Genomic DNA, 22997 nt, shown 5'->3' with positions numbered 1-22997 from the left:
GCGGCCGGGCTTACCAACGGACGAACAGATGTCGACACAGACCTACAGCATTTCCGACCTCGCCGCGGAACTGGACATCACTACCCGGGCGATCCGCTTCTACGAAGAACAGGGCATGCTCTCGCCAACCCGCCGCGGCCAGGAGCGCATCTACTCGCCAAAAGACCGCGTCACTCTCAAGCTGATCCTGCGCGGCAAGCGCCTCGGCTTTTCGCTAGCTGAATGCAAGACCCTGATCGAGCTCTACGACCCCAAGGCCGGTAACAGGAAACAGCTGAACATCATGCTCGAGATGATCACCGAGCGCCGCCGGCAGCTGGAGCAGCAAATGCTCGATATCCGCCAGATGCAACTGGAACTGGATACCGCCGAAGAACGTTGCCGTACCGCACTCGAGCACACGGAGCGGGAAGTCGACCGTTGAGGGAGCAGGCGCTTACCGCTAGCCGTGAGACTCGACCTATGGCCCGCTCCGGCAAGCGCTGCGCGCAAAGACAACAGTTGAGCAAAAGAAAAAGGGGTTAGCTTTCGCTAACCCCTTTTTACATATGGTGGCTACACCGGGACTTGAACCTGGGACATCAGCATTATGAATGCTGCGCTCTAACCGACTGAGCTATGTAGCCAAGTGGCGCGCATTATTCTCCTGCGGCTCCTGGCTGTCAACCCCACGCCCGTAAATTTCTAATCCTTTTCAACCGCTTACCTGCCGAGCGCCGGCTTGGCTCTAGCTGTGCTGGCGCAGGTTCGGGCGGGTGGCCATGAGCAGGCCGGCGAAGATCAGGCCGCCGCCGATCCAGTGGTAGTGCCGCAGCGCCTCGCCGAGCAGCAGCCAGCCGAGCAGTGCGGTAAAAACCGGCATCAGGTAGCTGGCCAATGCCGCCCGAGCGGCACCGACGCGGGCGACGCCATTGTTCCAGGCGAGATAGGCGACCAGCGAGGCGAACACGGCGGTGTAAGCGATGGCAGCGAGGTTTGCCGGGGTGGCGGTGAATCCGCCTACCTGATGGAGCTCGTAGAGATAGAGCGGCAGGATCAGCGGAATGCCGATGTAGATCAGCGTGGCCAGCAGCACCAGCGGTGGCACTGCGAGCCGCGTTGCCCAGCGACGCAGCAGCAGCGTGTAGAGCGCCCAGGCGACTACCGCGACAAGCATCAACAGGTCGCCGCGGCGAAAATCGAGGTTGGAGAGCGCGCTCCAGCTGCCCTGGCTGATGAGGTAGACAAGGCCGCCAGCCGCCACGGCCATCCCGGCCCAGGCACGGCGCAGCGGCCATTCGCCGAGCAGCAGGCCGGCGCCGATGAAGGTGGCCAGTGGCAGGCAGGTGTTGACCAGCGTGAGGTTGATCGCCTCGGTGCTCTGCGCCGCCGAATAGAGCAGCGAGTTGTAGCTGGCGATGCCCACTGCGGCGAGCGCCGGCAGTCGCCAGCCTGCGGCACGCAGGGTGCGCCGGTGCGCCAGGATCGAGCGCGCGACGAAGGGCAGCAACAATGCGCCAGCGAGCATCCAGCGCCAGAACGACAGGCTCAACGGTGGTATCTCGCCGTGATAGGCGCGCGCGACCAGCGCGTTGCCGCTCCAGCAAAGCACGGCCACCAGCAGCCCGAGCAACGCCCAGGCCTGACTGCGGTTGGCTACAGCGGTTTGCGCGGCTGCAGGCGGTATTGTGTCGGCAGTTGTTCCGCGCTGCTGATGGTGACGTCTAGGTCTTTCCACAAACCATCCTTGATTCCATAGATACAGCCGTGAATCGACAGCGGTTGGCCGCGGTGCCAGGCATTCTGGACGATATTGGTATGGCTGACGTTAGCGACCTGCTGGATCACGTTGAGTTCGCACATCCGGTCGACCCTCGCCTCCTCGTCCGGCAGCGCTGCGATGGCCTCGTAATAGTCGTGATACAGGTCGCGAATGCCGCGCAGCCAGCCATCGATCAGGCCGAGCTGATCGTCGCGCATGGCCGCACGCACACCACCGCACCCGTAATGGCCGGTCACCAGGATGTGCCGCACCTTCAGCACGTCCACCGCATACTGGATGACCGACAGGCAGTTGAGATCGGTCTGCAGCACGACGTTGGCCACGTTACGGTGTACGAACAGCTCACCGGGCAACAAGCCGACGATTTCGTTTGCCGGCACTCGCGCATCGGAGCAACCGATCCACAAGTACTCGGGCACCTGCTGCCCGACGAGTTTCTCGAAGAAGGCCGGATCCTCCTGCTTGATGGCTTCGGCCCAGCTCCGGTTGTTCTGCAACAGCTGATCAAGGTCGTTCATCGTCGCCCCCTGGCAAATTACCTGGCGTCACTTTACCGAGCGCCATCGAAGCACAGCAGGGGCGTACCTCTTCAGGGCTAGGCGTCTACTTGCCCGGCCCCGTCGGTCTCGAGACGAACGAGCGCAGGTCACGCAGGAAGTTGTCGCGCCAGGCGTCGAGATCGGCGGCGCGAATCGCGCACATCATATGCTCATAACGATCCTTGCGCTCGGCCAATGGCATGCGCAGTGCCCGATCGAGCGCTTCGGCCATGCCGATGCAATCATAAGGATTGACGATCAGCGCCGAGGTCAGCTCGCGCGCCGCACCGGCGAAGCGTGAGAGCACCAGCACGCCGGGATCCTCCGGATTCTGTGCCGCCACGTACTCCTTGGCCACCAGGTTCATGCCGTCGCGCAGCGGCGTGACGAACCCGATATCGGCCTGGCGAAACAGCCCCATCAGCACCCGGCGGTCGTAGCTCTTGTTCAGATAGTGCAGCGGTGTCCAGTCGAGATCGGAAAGACGGCCGTTGAGGTGCCCGGCCTGCGATTCGAGCTGTTCGCGAATGTGCTGATAGGTCCGCACGTCGGAGCGCGAAGTCGGCGCGATCTGCAGGAACTCCACGTTGTTGCGGTGCTCGGGGTACTTGTCGAGAAAACTCTCGTAGGCCTTGAAACGTTCCACCAGGCCCTTGGAATAGTCGAGCCGATCGACGGCGACGATGGTCTGGCGCCGCTGATCGCTGGCGCGCCGCATCGGATGCGTTCGCCCCTTGTAGCCCTCGGCCAGCTGCGCGATCTCGTCCGGGACCACCCCGATCGGGTAGACCCCGGCCCGGAAGTTCTGCCCGTACGCCGTCAGGCTGCCGTCCTCCTCGATCCGCCCGCGCACCTCACGCGTGACGTAATCCTGGAATGCCAGCCGGTCGGTTTCGGTCTGAAAGCCGATGAGGTCGTAGTAGCACAGCGTCTTGAGCAACTCGTTGTGCGGCGGGATGACGGTGAGAATTTCCGGCGGTGGAAACGGGATGTGCAGAAAGAAGCCGATGCGGTTGCGAATGCCCAGCTGCCGACAGGCCTCGGCGAAGGGGATCAGGTGGTAGTCGTGGATCCAGATGATGTCGTCGGGCTCGAGCAGCGGCTTCAGCTTTTCGGCAAGCATCGCATTGACCCGGCGATAGCCGTCATATTCCTCGCGGTTGTAGCGCGCCAGGTCGATGCGGTAATGGAAGATCGGCCACAGCGTGGCATTGGAAAAGCCCCGGTAGTACTGATCGTAATCGCGCTTGGTCAGGCCCAGGGTCACATAGGTGATATTGCCGACGGTTTCACTCTGCACGCGGGGCGATGCGCTCACGTCGCCATTCCAGCCGAACCAGATCCCGCCGGACTGGCGCAACGCATCGTAGACCCCGACCGCCAATCCGCCGGCCGCTACCTTGCCGGGGCGGATCGGCGCGACGCGGTTGGACACCACAACTAGACGGCTCATTGCGTTTCTCGCTTCTGTTCCGGTTGAAAGAGGGGCGTCGTGGGCAGGCCTGTCACCAGGCGCTGCAGCCAGGCGGCGACCGCTGCGACATCGTGCAGGCGCAGCTGGGCGCAGGTCGGGCCTTCGCCGACCTTGATCGAGATGCCGCCCAGCTCGTTGACCGCCTCGAAGCCGGCCTCGTCGGTCAGGTCATCGCCGACGAACACGGGCAATCGGCCGGCAAACGGCGCCTCGTCCATGAATGCACGTATCACCTCGCCCTTGCTCGCCCCGCGCGGCTTGAGTTCGTACACGCACTTGCCCGGCTGCAGCGTCAGGGCGTGCCCATAACGGGCCACGAAGTCGCCCGCCAGTGCTTCGGCCTGAGGCCCCAGCTCAGGCGCACCACGATAGTGCAGCGCAAAGGCGATGCCCTTGCTCTCCAGCCGCAACCCGGGGTGTTCGGCGCAGGCGATAGCCAGCTCCTGCTCGATCTCCGCCATCAGCTCGAGATCCAGCGCCGCCTGGGCCATGGCGCCATCCGCGCTGCGCCGCTCGGCACCATGAATGCCGGCAGCCGGCAGGCGCAGCGGAAACAGCAGACCGTCAAGCTGGGCCAACGGACGCCCGGAGATCACCGCGACGGGCACCCCCTGCCGATGCAGGTCGGCCAGCGAAATCAGTATTGGGGGTGGGATGAATACGTCGTCGGGACGGGGCTGGATATCTGCAAGCGTGCCGTCGACGTCGAAGAAAAAGGCGCAACGCTCGGGGCATTGCGCTAGCTGCCAAGAGGATTCGTTCATGTTCATTACGACTCCTGTCTGCGTGCTGTGGTTCTGGCGCTGTTGCACCGCGCTCACCGAAGCCTGCGACCACAGGGCGGCAGGCCTGAATCTTAACCGTGCCCGCCGGTCACAACTGCATCACCGCAATTGCCTGCAGGAGGTGTTCCATGAGCGAGCAGAAGCCCTATACACCGCGCGAAATCGATGACACCGAAGACCGCATGGGCTCGGTACCGCCCCTGGACTTCAGCGCTCGCAAGGACGAGCGCAAGGGACGAATCGGCGACCCGGTGCCGGAACGCGAAGCAGAAGAGACCTACCCGCCCGAGCGCGTCGCCGAAGCCGGGATGACCGAGGGCGAAGTCCCCGACGGCGATACCACCCTGGATGACCTGGCCCCCGAGACGCTGATTCCCGAGGATGGCGCGCGGTCACCGGAGGATCGTGGCCCGAGCGAGCCGGCCGATCGTGATCTGAGTGTAGTGTCCGAGCACCGCATCGGTGCCGACGTCGACCTCGACGAGGCCGAACAGGCGCGTTACGAGCCGCTGGATGGCAAACCCTGGGACGGCCCGGCCGATGGCGATGCCGATACGGGATTGAGTGGCGGTAGTGCCGTCCTGCAAAGCGACGACAGCGTGCTCGAGGAAGACGATTCGGTGCTCTCGGATGATGAGCTCGAAGGTGATGCCCCGCTTGACTCCAGCCGCGACAAGCGTCCGGGCGAGTGACCGAGCCGCTTGCCGCGCCCGATCGCCGGGTGGGGTCTGGTCGTAGGGTGGATGTCGCTTTTACATCCACCTTCCCCGAAGCACGGTGGATCGGTGAAGCGTGATCCAACCTACGAGGCCGGCCACAGCTTGAGATCGGGAAACGCGAGAGGTGGAGCCCGCTAGTTTCCAGCCCAAGCACCGCAGTCTCGGGCCGCGCAGCAATCAGTCCAGGGGGCGTAGGGTGGATGTCGATTTTTACATCCACCTTCCCCGAAGCACGGTGGATCGGTGAAGCGTGATCCACCCTACTATCTGGCAGTTGTAGGGTCGGCTTTAGCCCACCGGGGAACGCCGCCTCATGGGTCAGCGGACTGAGCCACCGTCCGCCGGGCGGAACACTCCATCAATCGAGCAGCGTACAGGCCATGACCAGGGCGTCTTCGCGCCCATCGGCCGCCGGGTAATAGCCTCGCCGACGGCCAACCTCGTTGAAACCGTAGCGTTCGTAAAGACGATAGGCCGCGACATTGCTCTCGCGCACCTCAAGGAAGCACTCGCGCCCGCCCCGCGCCTGGGCGCGCGCCATCAAGTGCTCGAGCAGGCGCAGCCCCAGACCGCGCCCCTGGCTTTGCGGTTTGACGGTGATATTGAGCAGGTGCGCCTCGTCGAGGATCACGTTGATCACACCGTGCCCGACCTGCTGCTCGCCCTCGAACATCACCCAGCACTCGTAGGCGCTCAGCGCGTCGGTGAAGATGCCGCGGGTCCAGGGATGGCTGAAGGCGGCGTATTCGATTTTCAGCACCGCGTCGAGATCCGCCGCGGTCATCGGGCGGAAATTGATGGTTTCACTCATGGGACTGCCCAGCACCTATCGTCCAGCGCGCCTTGCTGCGGCGCAGGGCGCGCCACAGCTGCGCCTTGCTCGCCGGTTCTTCCATCAGCTGTTCGAGCCCGGGCAGCGCCAGCGCCTGCCCGATCCCCTCGATCGCCAGTTCACGATACAAGGCCGTGTCATCCACCTCGCCGGCGTAGCGCAACGCCGGCAGCCCGACGAGCCATATGCAGTCACAGCCCATCTGCTCGAGCTCGCCCATCAGCACACCCTGCACGTAGTCGCGAGCGGCCGCCCCGCCCTGGTCAAGGCTGCCACGATGCAGCAGCGGCCAGCGGATCGGCTCACCGTCACCGACCTGCTGCGGGCTGTCGGGCAGTTGCGCCGCGCGCAGCAGGTCCTTGAGCAGGATGTAGGCCGGGTCACGGCTCTGAAAGGGTTCGCCGGTAGGCAGTTCGATCAGCAGCAGCACATTACCGGCGCGCAGCAACTGCAAGGCAAAGCGTGGCGGTGGCTCGACGGCCTTGGCCGGCTCGACCGTACTCGCTTCCACCTCTGCCACCACCGCTGGCGCCGCCTGCTTCGGCTCGGGCATGGCGATGCGCGGGCGGGGCGGCTGCGGCGCGGCGGGCGGAGGCCCGAGTGGCTTGACCTGCTCGACGATTTCCGGCTCCGCAACCGCCGGCTCTGGCTCGGCAGGCAAACGCAGCCGCTCGACACGCGAAGGCGCCGCGAAGGGCAGTTCTGTGCGCGGCAGCCAGACAGCGACCTGCATGGCGTCGAGATAGGCCCGACGCCGGGTTTCGGTGATCAAACCCCTTCCACCTGCGGATGCGCCTTGGCGCCGACCTGCATCAGGTTGAGCGCGTTGAGATAAGCCTTGGCCGAGGCGACGACGATGTCGGTATCGGCACCGTTGCCATTGACGATGCGCCCGCCCTTCTCCAGCCGCACGGTCACCTCGCCCTGGGAATCGGTGCCCTGGGTGATGGCGTTGACCGAATACAGTTGCAGCGTGGCACCGGAGGCGGCGATGGCCTCGATGGCCTTGAAGGTGGCGTCCACCGGGCCGGAACCTTCGGCCTCGGCGCTGCGCTCCGCGCCATCGACGCTGAGCACCAGTTTCGCTTCGGGGGTGGTGCCGGTCTTGCTGGCGACTTCCAGGCTGCTCAGCTTGAAGTGCTCGGGCGCCTCGTCGGCGAGGGTGTCGGAGACCAGCGCCTGCAGGTCTTCGTCGAAGATTTCATGCTTCTTGTCCGCCAGCTCCTTGAAGCGGGCAAAGGCAGCGTTCAGCTCTTCGCCTTCCAGTGCGATGCCGAGTTCATCCAGACGCGAACGGAATGCGGCGCGGCCGGAATGCTTGCCCATGACCATCTTGTTGGCGTTCCAGCCGACCGACTGGGCGGACATGATCTCGTAGGTTTCGCGGTGCTTGAGCACGCCGTCCTGGTGGATGCCCGACTCGTGGGCAAAGGCGTTGGCGCCGACGATGGCCTTGTTCGGCTGCACCGGAAAGCCGGTGATGCCCGAGACAAGGCGCGAGGCCGCGAGAATGTGCTCGGTCTCGATGCGGGTGTGTACGTCGAGCAGGTCCTGGCGGGTCTTGATCGCCATGACGATCTCTTCCAGCGCGGCGTTGCCGGCACGCTCGCCGAGGCCGTTGATGGTGCATTCCACCTGGCGCGCACCGGCGACCACCGCCGCGAGGGAGTTGGCCACGGCCAGGCCCAGGTCGTTGTGGCAATGCACGGAGAACACCGCCTTGTCGGCGTTGGGGATGCGCTCGAGCAGCTGGCGGATGGTGTCGGCGTACTGGTGCGGAATGGCGTAGCCAACGGTGTCCGGGATGTTGATGGTGCGCGCGCCGGCATCGATGGCAGCCTCGATGATGCGGCAGAGGAAGTCGATCTCCGAGCGTCCGGCATCCTCGCAGGAAAACTCCACGTCGGCGCACAGGCTGCGCGCCTTCTTCACCGCGCGCACTGCCTGCTCGACCACCTGGTCCGGCTGCATGCGCAGCTTGTACTGCATGTGGATCGGGCTGGTGGCGATAAAGGTGTGGATGCGCCCAGAGTTGGCGCCGGCCAGTGCTTCGGCGGCACGCTCGATGTCGGCATCGACGGCGCGCGCCAGGCTGCACACGGTGCTGTCCTTGATGTTGTCAGCAACCAGCTTCACCGCGGCGAAATCGCCGGGACTGGCGATGGCGAAGCCCGCTTCGATCACGTCCACCTTCAGCCGCTCCAGCGCCCGGGCGATGCGCAGCTTTTCCTCACCGGTCATGGACGCGCCGGGGCTCTGCTCGCCGTCGCGCAGGGTGGTGTCGAAGATGATGACGCGATCATTGCTGCTCATAGGAAATCCTCACGGCTGCCGAGCGCCTCTCAGGGGGCGCTGTAGTCCATGGATTGTCGCGTGAAATGAACAAAGCGGGAAGGCGAAGCTGCGTTTGGCTTGGGTTGTCGTCGCGTAGGGTGGAAAACGCCGAAGGCTTTTCCACCGCGGGGGAACGTTGGTGGAAAACGCTTCGCGGTTTTCCACCCTACGCCAGAAAACACAAAGCCCGCCTTTAGGCGGGCTTTGGGCTGATCGACCGAGCTAGAGCCATGCAAGGCGCAACGACCAGCGGAAGTAACAGCCGAAGGCTGGCCCGTAGGGTGAGCGCCAGCGAATCAGAACAGGCGAGGAAGCGGAGTTTACTGCTGTAAATGAGCATGACTCGCTCCGCTCGCCCTTCGGGCCGGCCTAAAGGCCGTTCGGTGGCAAGCCACCGTCCGAGCCTGTTTTTAACGCAGCAGGGCCGACGCGCAGCCGATCAAGCCTGATCCCAGGGACGATCGCCGCGCTCGTCTTTGATCCGAGTCGGCAGGCCCATGACATCGAGCAGCTTGAGGAACGGCTGTGCCGGCAGTTCTTCGACGTTGACCATGCGCTTGGCGTCCCACTCGCCACGGGCGATCAGCAGCGCCGCGGCAACCGGCGGCACGCCGGCGGTGTAGGAGATGCCCTGGCTGTCCGTCTCGGCGTAGGCCTCTTCATGGTCGGCCACGTTGTAGATGAACAGCTCGCGCGGCTGCCCATCCCTGGTGCCCTTGACCAGGTCGCCGATGCAGGTCTTGCCGGTGTAGCCCGGCGCCAGCGAGGCGGGATCAGGCAGCACGGCCTTGACCACCTTGAGCGGGACCACTTCCAGGCCTTCGGCGGTGCGCACCGGCTGCTCGGAGAGCAGGCCGAGGTTCTTCAGCACGGTGAAGACGTTGATGTAATGCTCGCCGAAGCTCATCCAGAAACGGATGTTCGGCACGTCGAGGTGCTTGGAAAGCGAGTGCACCTCGTCATGACCGGTCAGGTAGAGGCTCTGTTCGCCCACGACCGGCAGGTCGTCGGTGCGTTTGACCTCGAACATGCGGTTGGTCGTCCACTGGCTGTTCTGCCAGCTGTAAACCTGACCGGTGAATTCGCGGAAATTGATTTCCGGGTCGAAATTGGTGGCGAAATACTTGCCGTGCGAACCGGCGTTGACGTCGAGGATGTCGATCGACTCGATCTTGTCGAAGTATTCCTGCTGAGCCAGGGCGGCATAGGCGTTGACCACGCCCGGGTCGAAGCCGGCACCGAGGATCGCGGTGATGCCCTTTTCCTGGCATTCGGCCAGGTGCTTCCACTCGTAGTTGCCATACCACGGCGGTGTTTCGCAGATCTTGCCCGGCTCTTCGTGGATCGCGGTATCGAGATACGCGGCGCCGGTGTCGATGCAGGCGCGCAGCACGGACATGTTGAGGAAGGCAGAGCCCACATTGATGACGATCTGCGATTCGGTTTCACGAATCAGTGCCTTGGTCGCTTCCACGTCCATGGCGTCCAGCGCATAGGCCTTGATCTCGCCGGGCTGCTTGAGCCCGCCCTTGGCCTGCACGCTGTCGATGATGGCCTGGCATTTGGAGATGCTGCGCGACGCGATAGCAATACGACCGAGTTCGTCGTTGTGCTGCGCGCACTTGTGGGCCACCACCTTGGCAACACCTCCTGCACCAATGATAAGAACGTTTTTCTTCAATTCCGGGATCACTCCTTAATCTGCCGGCCTCAGGAGAGGCTGGACAGGTAGTCGTTAAAGTCGAACTCACGAACCACCTCGACGCTGCCGTCGAGCTGCTTTACCACGATGGACGGCATTTTCAGGCCGTTAAACCAGTTTTTCTTGACCATGGTGTAGCCTGCCGCGTCGATGAACGACAGCCGATCGCCGATGGCCAGCGGGCGATCGAATTGGTACTCACCGAAGATGTCGCCGGCCAGGCAGCTCTTGCCGCACACCATGTAGGTGTGCTCGCCGTCATTGGGCGCCATCTTGGCGTTGAGGCGGTAGATCAGCAGGTCGAGCATGTGCGCCTCGATCGAGCTGTCGACCACCGCGAGATTCTTGCCGTTGTACAGGGTGTCGAGCACCGTGACTTCCAGCGAGGCGCTCATGGTGATCGCCGCTTCGCCGGGCTCCAGGTAGACCTGCACGCCGAATTTTTCCGAGAAGGCCTTCAGCCGCGCGCAGAAGGCATCGAGCGGATAGCCTTCGCCGGTGAAATGGATACCGCCGCCGAGGCTGACCCACTGGACCTGTTGCAGCAGATGACCGAAGCGCTCCTCGATGGTGCTCAGCATCTTGTCGAACAGCTCGAAGCTCGCGTTCTCGCAGTTGTTGTGGAACATGAAGCCACTGATCTTGCCCATGACCTTTTCGATCTTGGCCGGGTCCCATTCGCCCAGACGGCTGAACGGCCGCGCCGGGTCGGCCAGCAGGTAGTCCGAACTGCTGACCTGCGGATTGACGCGCAGGCCGCGGATGGTGCCCTCGGTGCGTTCAGCGAAGCGCTCCAGCTGGCCGATGGAGTTGAAGATGATCTTGTCGCAGTTGGCGACCATCTCTTCGATCTCGTCGTCGGCCCAGGCCACGCTGTAGGCGTGGGTTTCGCCGGCGAACTTCTGCCGGCCGAGCTTGAGCTCGTACAGCGATGACGAAGTGGTGCCGTCCATGTACTGCTGCATGAGGTCGAACACCGACCAGGTGGCGAAGCACTTGAGTGCCAGCAGCGCCTTGGCGCCGGACTGCTCACGCACGTAGGCGATCTTCTCGAGATTGCCCAGGAGCTTCTGTTTGTCGATGAGGTAATACGGCGTCTTGATCATCTGTTCGTGCCCCGAGGGAGTTGCCGGCTGAACCGGCAGCCCGCATTCGCAAAAAGGGCGAATTGTGCCGTTAACCGACGGAGATCGAAATAGCACTTCGACACTTCGTCATCTTTGGTGACGTTCGGCGCGCTCTGCCAGCCCGCCGACCCCGGCCAGCCTAACCTGGCGGTGATGACGCAAAGGTGACCTTCGCGACGCGCTTGGGCAAAACGCCCGATTGTCTGCCCAGCCATCACAGGGGTGTCGATGCAGTACAATCGGCGCTTTTTCATTGGCTGGACTGGCGCCACGATGATCGAACCCAAGCGCGTACTGCGTGCCCTCGCCGAACACTGGACGTTGCTCGAGCCGCTGTGCGAGCGTTTCGACGCCGGCACCCTGAGCCTGGTGGAGTTGCGCCATCAGCTCGCCGCACAGCTGCCCGAAGGCACGCCCACCGACATCACCGCCCTGCTCGACCAGTGGATCCGCCTGGACATCCTGGTGCCGGTGGCCAAGAGCCCCAACCGCTTCGAGCTGAACGCACAGATCCACGACTTTCTCGCCTACCTGCGCCGCGAACACCGCCTCGGCCTGTGCCTGGAAATCGAAGCCTACCTGCGCCACCTGGAGCGTCTGGCCGGGCATATCCTCGATGCCTTCGAGATTCGCGACGGCAACGACCTGGCCCGCCAGCTACGCCTGCTCGACATGCGCGTACGCGATGTACTGAAGAAACTCGACAACGACGAACAGGCCCTGGTCGCGGTGGCCGACCGGGCCAAGACCAGCGACCGCCAAATCCCGCTGCGCCAGCGCTATGCCGAGGTGCTGGCGACCTGGGACGAGTACGTCGAGCCAATGATCCAGCTGGTCTCCGCCGACGGCGCCTTCGAGCAGGGCGTGCATCGCGTCGAGCAGGTGCTGATGAAGCTGCTCGGCGAGCAGCAGCGCCTCGGCCAGCTGGTGGACGACGACCTCCTGCTGCGCACTCATGCGCGCATCCTGGAAATGCAGACCACCGCCCAGCTGACCCTGCGCAAGGCCCGCGAGCTGTTGCTGCCGCTACGCGAGGAAGCGCGTCGGCACAACGCCGTGACCCGCGGCGCGGCGCTGGCGCTGTCGGCGATCCGCAAGAAGGGCCTGGACGCCGTACCACAGGCCTCGCTGCCGCTGTTCACCCGTCCCCAGAGTACCTTTCTCGGCACTGCCAGCCAGGTCGAAGCCTACGTCTACGCCCTGGCCCGCTTCGAGCCGAAGCCGGCGCAGTTCCCGCGGGCCAGCGGCAAGCGCAAGGGCGAGCAGCCGCGCGCACCGCGCACCGCACGGGAGATGATCGAGCGTTGCCAGCAGGCACTGCCTCTGCCGGACCTGATGGCCTGGCTGCTGGAACAGGAACCCGAGGGCGCCACCGACGAGCTGCTCTACTGGTTCTCGCGCCTGTCCCGCGACAGCCGCTTCCAGCGCGATCGCCTGGAACGTCGCGAGTACCTGACCCGCGAACACCGGGTCAGCCTCAGCTCCTTTGCGCTGGTGGCCAATGCCAATGATTGAGCTATTCGACCGGCCGGAGGGATCGTCCGGTGGAAAAGGCTTCGCCGTTTTCCACGGGGCGGCCTACCGCACTACGGCCACTCCCACCTTGGCGGCCAAGCCTGACGTAGGGTGGAAAACGCGAAGCTTGTCCACCTTTGCCAACGCCAAACTTACCAGTGGAAAAGGCTTCGCCGTTTTCCACGCTACGACAGAGCCACATCTATGAACATCGACCTCAAGGAAATGACCCAGCTGGCGCCGATCTTCCGCGAGCTGTTCAAGGGCTATCACCTGTCGCGCAGCGAGCCGGAGCCCTACGCGCAGCTGTCGAACATGCAGGACCAGTACCGCGCACTGTTCAAGGCGCTCGGCTTCGAGCTGGTCTGCGATCCGCGCGGCTTCTACTACTTCGTCCCGGAGCAGATGGGCGCGCAGGTGAACAAGACCGCCCAGCGCCTGGCGCTGTTCACCTTTATCCTCGTCGAGCACCTGGCCGACCAGGGTCGCGATCCGCTGGCCGTGCTCGACGGTGGCAGCCTTGGCCGCGATGAACTGCCGGCGCTGCTGGACAAGTACCGCGACCTCTTCCTGCAGGCCGAAGTCACCACCCAGGAAGAACTGGAAGAAAAGGTCATCCGCCGCCTGACGCAGCTGGGCTTCGCCGAGGACAGCAACGGCGTCTACCGCTTCCTGCCGCCGATGCACCGTTTCCTCGACGTCTGCCTGTCGGTGCAGCAGGACCGCGATCTGGCCGCCAGCCTGCACAGCAGCGACCTGCCGCTGCCCGCCCCGGAGCTGATCGCCGAGGACGAGGGCGAAGACGACATCATCCTCATCGAGGAAGCGGCCGAAGAATCGGAAGAAGACGCCTTGGCGCGCGCCATCGCCGAAGAAAAGGAGCTTGAAGCATGAGCCAGGAACGCTACGGCATCCGCCGCTTCGCACTGCTGAACACCGCCGGCTACAGCCTCGGCATCTTTCCGCTGGAAAACCCGCTGTCGGTCTACGGCGCCAACAACCTCGGCAAGTCCGCATCGATCAACGCGCTGCAGTTCCCGATCCTGGCGCGCATGTCGGACATGAGCTTCGGCAAGTACAGCCTCGAGCAGTCGCGCAAGTTCTACTTCGCCTCGGACACCAGCTACATCCTCGTCGAAGTCATGCTGCCCCACGGCCCGCATGTGATCGGCGTGGCCGGCCGCGGGCCGGGCGGCGGCTTCGGTCATCAGTTCTTCGTTTATCAGGGCTCGCTGGACCTCGACCATTACCAGCAGAACGGCACCTGCCTGCGCCAGCGCGAGCTGTTCGCCAACCTCGAACGCGCCGGCATCAAGGCCTACGAGGCCAAGCCGGACGAGCTGCGCCGGCTGCTGGTCGGCGGGCATACCTCGATCCCGCTGGACATGACGCTGATCCCGCTGCGCTCGACCAGCGAGCAGAGCCTGAAGACCTTCCGCGCACTGTTCATCAACCTGCTGCATATGCGCGAGATCACCGCAGCGAAACTCAAGCAGCTGTTCCTCGATGCCTTCGAGCACAGCCTGCGCTCGGGCAGCGTCGACTATATCGCCGCCACCGAAGAAGCCTTCCGCGACGTGCGCCGCATGGAGCAGGACTACCAGGCACTGGTCGCCGCCGGCCCCCTGGTCGAGGCGCTGGCCGCCGGTGTCGCCCAGCGCGAGCTGCTGCGCGGCAAGCTGCATCGCCTGTCGCCGCTGCTCGACAACCTGCTCGGCACCTGGCACGACTACGCCGATGCACGCAAGGAAGAGCTGGTGATCCAGGCCGAGCACTACCGTCGTGAGCAGGACGGCCTGCAGAACGAACAGCGCGGTTCGACCGGCGAACTGATGCGTCTGGAACGCGAGATCAGCGAAATCCAGCGCTGGCTGGGCGAGCTGGCGGTGCTGAAGAACCGCTTTGCCCTGATCGAGGATGCCCATGTGCTGGAGCAGCAGCTGCTCGCCGCCAAGGACGCCCATGACGAGCTGGCCGGTGCGCTGGCGCAGTCCCGTCAGTTCTCCAGCGAGGACCTGGACGAGCGCCTGCGTGATCTGGAAAAACGCCTGAAGTCGGTCCGGCAACAGCTCGACCATGCCGACAACAACAGCTACTCGCGTCTGCGCGAGGAGTTCTCCCAGGCCGATGTGGATCGCCTGATGCGCCTGTTCAATGGCCAGCTGTTCAGCCTGCCGCTGGGTGAAAAAGGCATCAGCGCCGAGGGCGACGACTGGGTCAAGGCCGTGGAAGCGGTGCTGGATCGTTTCAAGGGCGACACCTTCTCGGTGCCGGGCCTGTCCATCGACCTCTCGCATATCGAGCCACCGGCGCTGCAGGCCCTGGCCGACCGTGCCGCCCTGCGCGACCAGAAGGATCGCCTGGAGCGCGAACTCAAGCAGCTCAAGACCCAGCATGCGGTGGCCGTCGACCGCGCGGCGAGCAAGGCCCAGGCCGAGGCGCTGTATCAGGCCGTGCTGGATGCGCAGAAAGCGCTGGAAGACTTCCGCCGCAGCCAGACCCTGGCCGCCGAGGAGCCGGCGAAGCTGGAACAGCTGGCCCAGGCCGAGGCCGCCCAGGAAGAACTCAAGCGCACCAGCGACGCCTTCGCCGAGCGCGTGCAGCACCTGTCCGCCAAGCTGCAGCTGGTCGGCCGTCAGCTGGCCGATCTGGAAGCCAAGGAGCGGACGCTGGAAGACGCCCTGCGTCGTCGCCAGCTGCTGCCGGCGGATCTGCCGTTCGGCACGCCTTACATGGACCCGGTGGACGACTCGCTGGACAACCTGCTGCCGCTGCTCAACGACTACCAAGACAGCTGGCAGGCGCTGCAGCGCGTCGACGGTCAGATCGAGGCGCTGTATGCCCAGGTGCGCCTGAAGGGCGTGGCCAAGTTCGACAGCGAGGAAGATCCCGAGCGTCGCCTGCAGCTGCTGGTCAACGCCTACGCCCACCGTCAGGACGAGGCGCTGACCCTGGCCAAGGCCCGCCGTGCCGCGGTCACCGACATCGCCCGGACGCTGCGCAACATCCGCAGCGACTACGAGAGCCTGGAACACCAGCTCGCGCTGTTCAACCGCGAGATCAACAAGCGCCAGGTTTCCAACCTGGCGAGCTTCCGCATCGTGTTAGCGCCGAACAAGGATGCGCTCAAGCACATCGACCAGATCATCCACAGCGCCGGGCAGTACGAGGAAGGCGAGACGCTGTCGGTGTTCGATCTGTCCCAGTCCGCCGAGCAGGACGCGAAGAACGAGGAAGCCAAGGAGTACCTGGCTCGGCTGGTAGCGGCGAACAACAACCAGCTGGGCCTGAAGGACCTGTTCGAGCTGGCGTTCGAGATCACCAAGGTCGGCGGCCAGCCGGTGATTCATACCGACATCGACGGTGCGGCGTCCAACGGCACCACCATGACCATCAAGGCGCTGACCAACATGTACCTGTTGCTGCATTTGATGGACCGCGAGCAGGCTGGGCGCATCCGCCTGCCCTACTACCTCGACGAGGCGGCGGACATCGACGAGCGCAACCAGCAGGCGCTGATCGAAACCAGCCTGCAGCTGGGCTTCGTGCCGATCCTCGCATCGGTGAAGCCGCAGGTCTCGGCCCATGTCGCCATCGACCTTGAGGGCGGCAGCGGGCCGGCCGGCATCTACATCGACGAGGCGGACTGGAAATACATCAGCCGCCGCGAATCGGTCGCCAGCCAGACCACTGCTTCAGCCCAACGGACCGAAGAACCGGCCTGACCTTCCGCAACGAAAAAAGGGCCCCGAGGGGCCCTTTCATGCGTGCGTAGGGCGGGCTTCAGCCCACAGTGACGCCCGGTCGACCGTCACTTGTCTCCGGCCGCTCGCCCCAGTTCGATCTTCGGTGCCCAGCCGAACCACTCGTCCTGCGGCTCCTTGAACAGCGCGAAGGTCTGTCCCGGCAGTGCGCGATTGCCCATCTGCTCGCCCTCCGGTGTGGCGAAGGCAACGCCGCCCTCGATCAGCGACTCCAGCGAATCAGTGCGCAGGCTGGCGCCCTTGAACAGGCTGAAGTTCACCCCGAAGCCGCTGGTTTCCCAGAAGCGACTCCCGGTACGCACCAGGGGCGCATAACGTGGATCGATCAGCACCTTGATCAGTACTCGATCGGCATTGGCGCCAAGCTCGTAATCCACCACCTCGCCTACCTTAACCTCGCGGTAGGTCACCGCGTTTCCGGGTTTGATCGAGCCCAGACGCGCGGCGCTGAGGGTCAGGAAAAGCCCCTTGGCCGCCTCCGCTCGTGGTTCGTGCTCAAGCGCAGTGAATCGAGTCTGCCTCGGCGCCCCGGCCGAGGCCGGTGCGACTTCCAGATACGGGCCGGTGACCAGCGTCTCCAGGTTGGCCGTGCGCACGATGCCCAGCTCCGGCCGCACCACCCAGAACTGGCTACCCGCACGGGCGATCCGTTCGGCGCCAGTGGTGATCTGCGCCTCTACCACAACCCCGGTCAGATCGTCGGTAAGGGTTACCGATCGCACCGTACCCACCTCCAGGCCCTTGTAACGAACCGGTGTCCCGGCAGCCAGCCCATCGGCACGACGAAGCAGCACCTCGACGGCCTCGCCCTTGGCCAGAGCGGCCTCGCGGTCGGCATGCAGCACGAACCTCGGGATACGCTGCGTCAACGCTGCCTGGGGATCGGGCGTATCGAATGCGATACCGCCTGCGAGCAGGCTCTGCAGCGACTCACTGCGCACCTGAATGCCGGACAGCCCCCCATTCACCGTGACCCCACTGGCGTTCCAGAACCGAGTCGAAGCGTTGACCAGATCAGCGTAGGGCGGCTCGATGTGCACGCCGACGACCACGCTCCGCTTGTCTCGCGAGAACTGGTAACTCTGTACCGACCCTACCTTGACCTGGCGGTAAAGCACCGGGCTGCCGACATCCAGCGAGCCGAGCTGGTCAGCAGTGAGCACCAGATGCAGCCCAGGGGCACGCACATCCAACGGAGGTGCCTTGGCACGCGCCTCGAAGCTGCGCTTCATCGCACCGCCCTTTTCGCCGGGGCGCACGGCGATGTAGTTGCCCTTGACCAGTGCTTCCAGGCCAGTGATACCGCCGAGCGAAATGGAAGGCTTGACCACCCAGAACTCGGTGTCCTCCACGAGATAGTCTTCGAGCAGCGGGTCAATGGTAAGCGTGGCCTCGGCACGAGAAAGATCCGGCTCGACAGCGAGTGCCTTCAGCGTACCCACCTGCATGCCCTTGTAGATCAGGGGCGTCCTCCCGGCCTGCAGCCCCTCGAAATCGGTGAGGGTCAAGGTGGCCTTTATCCCGGCCTGGGCCGCGTCGAAGTCTTCATACAGACGGAAGGGCAGGCTGGGATCGGTCGGCGGGCTATCCTGCCGATGCTCGGGCGTCGCAAAAGCAATGCCTCCGGCGACGATACTGGCGAGCGACTCGGTACGAAACTTGACCCCAGTCAGCCCCGCATCAACGGTGATTCCGCTGGCGTTCCAGAAACGGGTGTGTTTACGCACCAGGTGAGCGAACTCAGGTTGAATGAACAGCTTTATCTCAACAGTTGAGTTGTCTTGGGCCAATACATAGTTCTTGACCTGCCCAACCTCGATCTGGCGATAAAAGACCGGGCTGCCGCGGTTCAGCGAGCCGAGCCGTTCGGCCTTTAGCGTCAAGTGCAGCCCGGCGCGCGCATCGGGAATCGGCGGTTCCTCCGCCAAGGCGATGAATCGCCGGGCCGGCTCGCCGCTCGCCGGACTGATACCGATATAGTTGCCCGACACAAGCGTCTCCAGGCCGGTGATACCTGCGAGCGTCACGCTCGGCTTCACCAGCCAGAAGCGGGTCTCACTGCGGAGATATTCGCCGACGTCCTTGTGCATCTCGACCTCGGCAACGACATGCTGCTGCGCGTCTTGCTGATCGAGGCGCAAGTCACGCACGGTACCGATCGTCATCCCCTTGTAGATCACATGCGTCTTGCCAATCTCGATTCCTTCGGCGCTATCGAAAACGATCTGAATGGCAATGCCTCTCTGCGTGTAGGCCTGCCAGGCAAGCCAGCCACCTATTAGCAATGCGATGATCGGCAACACCCAGATAGCCGACCAACTGGATGCCGGGCGCACTTTTGCTGCGGGAAGGTCTGTCATGAGTCGTGTTCCGAATACGAATCCCAGATAAGGCGAGGGTCGAAGGTCACGGCAGCCAGCATCGTCAGAATGACGACGCTGGCGAAAGCCACCGCTCCCAGGCCGGCATCGACGCGGGCCAGGCTACCGAAATTGACGATGGCAACGAGAATGGCGATGACGAAGATGTCCAGCATCGACCAGCGCCCAATCCATTCAATGAAGCGAAAGACCAGAATGCGTTGCCGTGCCGACAAACGCTGACGACGCTGCACCGAGAGCAAGAGCATAGCGATGCCGACCAGCTTGAACGTGGGCACGAGGATGCTGGCAACGAAAACCACGGCGGCGATCGGCAGCATTCCATGCTTGGCCAGCGTCACCACGCCAGACATGATGGTGTCTGGCGATCCGCTGCCGAAGGTGCTCACCGTCATGATTGGCAGGAGGTTAGCAGGCAGATAAAGCAAAGCGGCCGTGATCAGCAAAGCCCACGTCCTGCGGATGCTGTGCGGGCGCCGCAGGTGGATGGTGGCTCCGCAACGCGCGCAATGCTGCGGCCCGTGATCGGTCCGGGCCACGTTCAACTGGTGACATTCGAGGCAAACCATCAGACCGGCATCAGCGGCGCGCATCAGAGTTCTCCGAAAGGGCCTGCCACACCTGCTGCGGCGACATGACGAGCTCAAGCCAAACCTGGACCAGCAAGAGCGCCACGAAGCAGCCGAGCCCAACCCCTACGCTGAGTTCAGCCATATCACGAAGCTTGATCATGGCGACCAGTATGCCAAGCAGGTAGACCTCGAGCATTCCCCATTCTCGGAGGTGGTGATAAGCGCGATACAGGAACAAGCCGAGACGACGAGCCCGACCGGTTGCCACACTGAACAGCACCAGCAACTGGCAAAGCAGTTTCATTAGCGGAACCGCCATGCTGCAAAGGAAAACCAGCGCAGCGACGCCCTGCATTCCGGTGTGGAACAGGCCTAGAACCCCGCTCCAGATCGTATCGGACGTGGTGCGCCCCAGTAGATCCAGCCGCATGATCGGCAGGAAGTTGGCCGGAAAGTACAACAGCAATGCCGTGACAACGAGAGCAAGCCCTGGCCGTACAACGGAACGGCGCAAGCGCAACAGCTCATATCCACAACGGGGGCAGTTCGCAACCTGCCCGTACACCATCTCAGGTTTGCGCATGAGCAGATCGCACTCGGGACAAGCCACGAGCCGGTCGATGGATAACTCGCGCAAAGCAGAAGGCTGACTCCTCGACATAGGCCCCCAAAGCATGGCTAAGCTTCACAACTTATCATCTGGCCAATAGATCGACGCCGGCGCAACGCCCAAGCCCGAATACATGACCACCGCATAGGAAGTGGAGCGCTCTGATTTTCCCGTTGCGCAAAGACAAACCCCCGACCAGCGAGTGCGGGTCGGGGGTTTGGTATAGGTGCTTGACGATGACCTACTCTCACATGGGGAAGCCCCACACTACCATCGGCGATGCGTCGTTTCACTGCTGAGTTCGGGATGGGATCAGGTGGTTCCAACGCTCTATGGTCGTCAAGCAATTCGGTTGCTGTATCGGTGTTGAGTCGCTACAGCGAATTGGGTATGTGATGTCTGGCTTTGCAGTTCAATTCGAATTTTCGGCTGTTGTCGGCTTCGACCGACCCACAATCGTCAGATTGTTTGGGTGTTATATGGTCAAGCCTCACGGGCAATTAGTACAGGTTAGCTCAACGCCTCACAACGCTTACACACCCTGCCTATCAACGTCGTAGTCTTCGACGGCCCTTCAGGGAGCTCGAGGCTCCAGTGAGATCTCATCTTGAGGCAAGTTTCCCGCTTAGATGCTTTCAGCGGTTATCTCTTCCGAACATAGCTACCCGGCAGTGCCACTGGCGTGACAACCGGAACACCAGAGGTTCGTCCACTCCGGTCCTCTCGTACTAGGAGCAGCCCCTCTCAAATCTCAAACGTCCACGGCAGATAGGGACCGAACTGTCTCACGACGTTCTAAACCCAGCTCGCGTACCACTTTAAATGGCGAACAGCCATACCCTTGGGACCGGCTTCAGCCCCAGGATGTGATGAGCCGACATCGAGGTGCCAAACACCGCCGTCGATATGAACTCTTGGGCGGTATCAGCCTGTTATCCCCGGAGTACCTTTTATCCGTTGAGCGATGGCCCTTCCATACAGAACCACCGGATCACTAAGACCTACTTTCGTACCTGCTCGACGTGTCTGTCTCGCAGTCAAGCGCGCTTTTGCCTTTATACTCTGCGACCGATTTCCGACCGGTCTGAGCGCACCTTCGTACTCCTCCGTTACTCTTTAGGAGGAGACCGCCCCAGTCAAACTGCCCACCATACACTGTCCTCGATCCGGATGACGGACCAGAGTTAGAACCTCAAGCATGCCAGGGTGGTATTTCAAGGATGGCTCCACGCGAACTGGCGTCCACGCTTCAAAGCCTCCCACCTATCCTACACAAGCAGGCTCAAAGTCCAGTGCAAAGCTACAGTAAAGGTTCACGGGGTCTTTCCGTCTAGCCGCGGATACACTGCATCTTCACAGCGATTTCAATTTCACTGAGTCTCGGGTGGAGACAGCGCCGCCATCGTTACGCCATTCGTGCAGGTCGGAACTTACCCGACAAGGAATTTCGCTACCTTAGGACCGTTATAGTTACGGCCGCCGTTTACCGGGGCTTCGATCAAGAGCTTCGCTTGCGCTAACCCCATCAATTAACCTTCCGGCACCGGGCAGGCGTCACACCCTATACGTCCACTTTCGTGTTTGCAGAGTGCTGTGTTTTTAATAAACAGTCGCAGCGGCCTGGTATCTTCGACCGGCATGAGCTTACTGAGCAAGTCATTCACTCTCACCGGCGCACCTTCTCCCGAAGTTACGGTGCCATTTTGCCTAGTTCCTTCACCCGAGTTCTCTCAAGCGCCTTGGTATTCTCTACCCGACCACCTGTGTCGGTTTGGGGTACGGTTCCTGATTACCTGAAGCTTAGAGGCTTTTCCTGGAAGCATGGCATCAACCACTTCGCTTTCTAAAAGAAAGCTCGTCATCAGCTCTCGACATTGAGATCCCGGATTTACCTAAGATCCCTGTCTACCGCCTTAAACTTGGACAACCAACGCCAAGCTGGCCTAGCCTTCTCCGTCCCCCCATCGCAGTAACCAGAAGTACGGGAATATTAACCCGTTTCCCATCGACTACGCTTTTCAGCCTCGCCTTAGGGACCGACTCACCCTGCGTCGATTAACGTTGCGCAGGAACCCTTGGTCTTTCGGCGTGCGAGTTTTTCACTCGCATTGTCGTTACTCATGTCAGCATTCGCACTTCTGATACCTCCAGCAAGCTTCTCAACTCACCTTCACAGGCTTACAGAACGCTCCTCTACCGCTCAACTTACGTTGAACCCGTAGCTTCGGTGCATGGTTTGAGCCCCGTTACATCTTCCGCGCAGGCCGACTCGACTAGTGAGCTATTACGCTTTCTTTAAAGGATGGCTGCTTCTAAGCCAACCTCCTAGCTGTCTAAGCCTTCCCACATCGTTTCCCACTTAACCATGACTTTGGGACCTTAGCTGACGGTCTGGGTTGTTTCCCTTTTCACGACGGACGTTAGCACCCGCCGTGTGTCTCCCGTGCTGACACTTGCTGGTATTCGGAGTTTGCATCGGTTTGGTAAGTCGGGATGACCCCCTAGCCGAAACAGTGCTCTACCCCCAGCAGTGATACACGAGGCGCTACCTAAATAGCTTTCGAGGAGAACCAGCTATCTCCGAGCTTGATTAGCCTTTCACTCCGATCCACAGGTCATCCGCTAACTTTTCAACGGTAGTCGGTTCGGTCCTCCAGTCAGTGTTACCTAACCTTCAACCTGCCCATGGATAGATCGCCCGGTTTCGGGTCTATTCCCAGCGACTAGACGCCCTATTAAGACTCGCTTTCGCTACGCCTCCCCTATTCGGTTAAGCTCGCCACTGAAAATAAGTCGCTGACCCATTATACAAAAGGTACGCAGTCACCTAACAAAGTAGGCTCCCACTGCTTGTACGCATACGGTTTCAGGTTCTATTTCA

17 protein-coding genes, 1 tRNA gene and 2 rRNA genes (1 of these 20 only partly in view) are annotated in these 22997 nt (G+C 62.6%); 5 read left to right on the top strand and 15 right to left on the bottom strand.

The annotated features are described in order from the left end of the window. Positions 1-28 precede the first annotated feature (28 nt). Positions 29-424 carry a MerR family transcriptional regulator gene (locus tag AC0KXH_RS04785; RefSeq protein WP_488224250.1) on the top strand — a complete coding sequence of 132 codons (396 nt, stop codon included), beginning with the start codon at positions 29-31 and terminating at the stop codon, positions 422-424. Between the two features lie 125 nt (positions 425-549). Here AC0KXH_RS04785 and AC0KXH_RS04780 read toward each other — a convergent pair. From AC0KXH_RS04780 to otsB, 5 genes are all read right to left on the bottom strand, one after another. Next, positions 550-626 (bottom strand) — tRNA-Met (locus AC0KXH_RS04780). 101 nt (positions 627-727) lie between these two features. Further along, positions 728-1612, bottom strand: a complete 885-nt coding sequence (locus AC0KXH_RS04775) for a DMT family transporter (protein WP_488224249.1) — start codon at positions 1610-1612, stop codon at positions 728-730. A gap of 23 nt (positions 1613-1635) precedes the next feature. Beyond that, the gene (gene can / locus AC0KXH_RS04770; protein ID WP_488224248.1) at positions 1636-2280 is read right to left on the bottom strand and encodes a carbonate dehydratase; all 645 of its coding nucleotides are present in this window, start codon (positions 2278-2280) and stop codon (positions 1636-1638) included. An 85-nt stretch (positions 2281-2365) separates the two neighbouring features. Beyond that, complete coding sequence (gene otsA, locus AC0KXH_RS04765; RefSeq protein ID WP_043218848.1) at positions 2366-3754, bottom strand: alpha,alpha-trehalose-phosphate synthase (UDP-forming); 1389 nt, start codon at positions 3752-3754, stop codon at positions 2366-2368. Next, positions 3751-4539, bottom strand: coding sequence for a trehalose-phosphatase (gene otsB, locus AC0KXH_RS04760; RefSeq protein WP_237146445.1), 789 nt, complete (start codon positions 4537-4539; stop codon positions 3751-3753). Before otsB ends, otsA begins: the two co-directional genes overlap by 4 nt. Positions 4540-4688: 149 nt before the next feature. On the opposite strand from otsB, the gene AC0KXH_RS04755 reads away from it, so the two are divergent. Then, positions 4689-5252, top strand: coding sequence for a hypothetical protein (locus AC0KXH_RS04755; RefSeq protein ID WP_043218847.1), 564 nt, complete (start codon positions 4689-4691; stop codon positions 5250-5252). A gap of 385 nt (positions 5253-5637) precedes the next feature. On the opposite strand, the gene rimI is transcribed toward AC0KXH_RS04755, so the two are convergent. The 5 genes from rimI to AC0KXH_RS04730 form a co-directional block, all read right to left on the bottom strand. Further along, positions 5638-6090 carry a ribosomal protein S18-alanine N-acetyltransferase gene (rimI, locus tag AC0KXH_RS04750; RefSeq protein WP_043218846.1) on the bottom strand — a complete coding sequence of 151 codons (453 nt, stop codon included), beginning with the start codon at positions 6088-6090 and terminating at the stop codon, positions 5638-5640. Then, positions 6083-6883 (bottom strand): energy transducer TonB, encoded by an 801-nt coding sequence (locus tag AC0KXH_RS04745; protein WP_488224247.1) that lies wholly within the window; start codon positions 6881-6883, stop codon positions 6083-6085. Before AC0KXH_RS04745 ends, rimI begins: the two co-directional genes overlap by 8 nt. Continuing rightward, positions 6880-8424 (bottom strand): 2-isopropylmalate synthase, encoded by a 1545-nt coding sequence (locus AC0KXH_RS04740; protein WP_488224246.1) that lies wholly within the window; start codon positions 8422-8424, stop codon positions 6880-6882. Before AC0KXH_RS04740 ends, AC0KXH_RS04745 begins: the two co-directional genes overlap by 4 nt. Before the next feature lie 460 nt (positions 8425-8884). Next, positions 8885-10126, bottom strand: a complete 1242-nt coding sequence (locus AC0KXH_RS04735) for a saccharopine dehydrogenase family protein (RefSeq protein ID WP_488224245.1) — start codon at positions 10124-10126, stop codon at positions 8885-8887. A 29-nt stretch (positions 10127-10155) separates the two neighbouring features. Next, positions 10156-11253 carry a carboxynorspermidine decarboxylase gene (locus tag AC0KXH_RS04730; RefSeq protein WP_488224244.1) on the bottom strand — a complete coding sequence of 366 codons (1098 nt, stop codon included), beginning with the start codon at positions 11251-11253 and terminating at the stop codon, positions 10156-10158. 249 nt (positions 11254-11502) lie between these two features. Here AC0KXH_RS04730 and mksB point away from each other — a divergent pair, with 249 nt between their 5' ends. The 3 genes from mksB to mksF all read left to right on the top strand — a co-directional run bounded on the left by mksB (position 11503) and on the right by mksF (position 16514). Then, a complete protein-coding gene (gene mksB, locus AC0KXH_RS04725) occupies positions 11503-12789 on the top strand; it encodes an Mks condensin complex protein MksB (RefSeq protein ID WP_156246164.1) in 1287 nt (428 codons plus the stop codon). 204 nt (positions 12790-12993) lie between these two features. Further along, the gene (mksE, locus tag AC0KXH_RS04720) at positions 12994-13683 is read left to right on the top strand and encodes an Mks condensin complex protein MksE (protein WP_013983820.1); all 690 of its coding nucleotides are present in this window, start codon (positions 12994-12996) and stop codon (positions 13681-13683) included. Further along, positions 13680-16514, top strand: a complete 2835-nt coding sequence (gene mksF, locus AC0KXH_RS04715) for an Mks condensin complex protein MksF (RefSeq protein ID WP_488224243.1) — start codon at positions 13680-13682, stop codon at positions 16512-16514. Before mksE ends, mksF begins: the two co-directional genes overlap by 4 nt. Before the next feature lie 86 nt (positions 16515-16600). On the opposite strand, the gene AC0KXH_RS04710 is transcribed toward mksF, so the two are convergent. The 5 genes from AC0KXH_RS04710 to AC0KXH_RS04690 all read right to left on the bottom strand — a co-directional run. Beyond that, complete coding sequence (locus tag AC0KXH_RS04710) at positions 16601-18913, bottom strand: PqiB family protein (RefSeq protein ID WP_488224242.1); 2313 nt, start codon at positions 18911-18913, stop codon at positions 16601-16603. Further along, positions 18910-19527, bottom strand: a complete 618-nt coding sequence (locus AC0KXH_RS04705) for a paraquat-inducible protein A (RefSeq protein WP_043218825.1) — start codon at positions 19525-19527, stop codon at positions 18910-18912. Before AC0KXH_RS04705 ends, AC0KXH_RS04710 begins: the two co-directional genes overlap by 4 nt. After that, positions 19514-20167, bottom strand: coding sequence for a paraquat-inducible protein A (locus AC0KXH_RS04700; protein WP_165564202.1), 654 nt, complete (start codon positions 20165-20167; stop codon positions 19514-19516). The genes AC0KXH_RS04705 and AC0KXH_RS04700 overlap by 14 nt, the downstream gene beginning before the upstream one ends. A 177-nt stretch (positions 20168-20344) precedes the next feature. After that, positions 20345-20460, bottom strand: a 5S ribosomal RNA gene (gene rrf / locus AC0KXH_RS04695). Between the two features lie 135 nt (positions 20461-20595). Then, positions 20596-22997: ribosomal RNA gene (locus AC0KXH_RS04690) — 23S ribosomal RNA — on the bottom strand (it continues 489 nt past the right edge of the window).

The organism is Stutzerimonas sp. CXK-1 (assembly GCF_057738225.1).
The sequence above is the reverse complement of the archived record's forward strand: the minus strand, read 5'-3'. Positions and strand labels throughout refer to the sequence as shown.